The sequence below is a fragment of the Sphingomonas sp. Leaf30 genome, assembly GCF_001422525.1.
In the GTDB taxonomy this organism is placed as follows: Bacteria; Pseudomonadota; Alphaproteobacteria; order Sphingomonadales; family Sphingomonadaceae; genus Sphingomonas; species Sphingomonas aerolata.
In genome coordinates this window covers 96,615-97,850 of sequence record NZ_LMKZ01000016.1, presented here as the reverse complement: position 1 = coordinate 97,850, position 1,236 = coordinate 96,615, and the positions used below count along the sequence as shown (strand labels likewise).

General features: G+C 67.0%; 1 protein-coding gene and 1 pseudogene. One reads left to right on the top strand and one right to left on the bottom strand.

What is annotated here, in order from left to right; translation table 11 throughout:
- On the top strand, positions 1-951 hold a 951-nt coding region (locus ASE89_RS12285), incomplete at its 5' end, for a hypothetical protein (protein WP_056678145.1).
- Positions 952-973: 22 nt separating this feature from the next.
- Here ASE89_RS12285 and ASE89_RS21215 read toward each other — a convergent pair.
- A pseudogene (locus ASE89_RS21215) lies at positions 974-1,236 on the bottom strand (hypothetical protein); the annotation flags it as partial.

The window sequence follows — 1,236 nt, the reverse complement described above, 5'->3', positions numbered from 1 at the left end:
GCCATGCTCGAGGCGCAAGGCGCTAAGCCCGCGACGGTCGCCCGGCGGGTTGCCAGTCTTGCCGCCGCACACGGCCTGTCAGGGATGCAGGAGAGGGGGCATGCGCCCACCAGCCACGTCATGGTCCGCGCCGCGCTCAAGGGCCTGCGCCGACGGCGTGGCGCTGCTCAGCGCCAGGCGGCCCCGTTGCGCTTCGGGGCCTCGCTAGATCCTCATACCAAGGGGTTCACGTTGACCGCGCTGCTTGGCGCCTGTGGCGGCGATTTGCAGGGCCTGCGCGATGCCGCACTGCTGTCGCTCGGCTATGACGCTGGATTGCGCGTCAGCGAGCTCGTCGCGGTCGCCGTCGCGCACATCGATCCACATAGCGATGGTTCGGCGCTCTTATTCATCCCATCATCGAAGACCGATCAGGAAGGGCAGGGGGCGTGGGGCTGGCTGTCCGCGGACACGATGCGCCGGGTTGGTGCCTGGCTGGTAGCGAGTGCCATCACCGAGGGGCCGGTCTTCCGCCGCGTCGGGGTCGATCGGCGCCGTCTGCGCGCCGCAATTCCGCCGATGGCGTACGAGGCGATCCCGGGGCACACGCGGCACTGGCAGGAGAAGCTCCGTGGCAAGAAGGCCGAACCGGCGAGGACGGTCTACACTGTTGGGACCGCGTCGCTGAGCCGGCAGGGCGTGAACGGGATCTATCGGCGGGTGGCGCTCAGTGCCTTCGACCAGGGGCTGGTCGAGATGCCGATCGCGAAGGTTGAGGAGGAGGTGCGTGCCCTGTCGAGTCATTCGCTTCGGGTCGGGCTTACGCAGGATCTGTTTGCGGCCGGTGAGGACGGCGTTGGCATTGCCCAGGCACTCCGTTGGTCGTCGCCGTCGACGGCACTGCGCTATGGGCGGAAGCTTGCCGCCAGGAGTAATGTTGCGGCGCGCGTGTTATCGAAGATCAGAGGCTGATAATCGCGTTACCCGGTGAATCTTACGGGACAGACAGCGGTCCCGGCAGCTGCCGCGGAAACCACGTCAGGAGGGCATCCGACAGGGCTGCTGCAACAACCGAGGGTTCGCCCGTTTGCGTCCCGCTCGCGCGCACCGTGGTCGCCTGCCCTTTCCATACGACGTGATTATCGCGGCGCAGCGTCACGGTCACTTCGAGACGGGTCACGATAAGTCCGTGCAATTGATCTTTCCCCGAGGGCAGGGTCAGCGACAGGCCTCCAGGGCCAGCAGCCACGCTTGGTT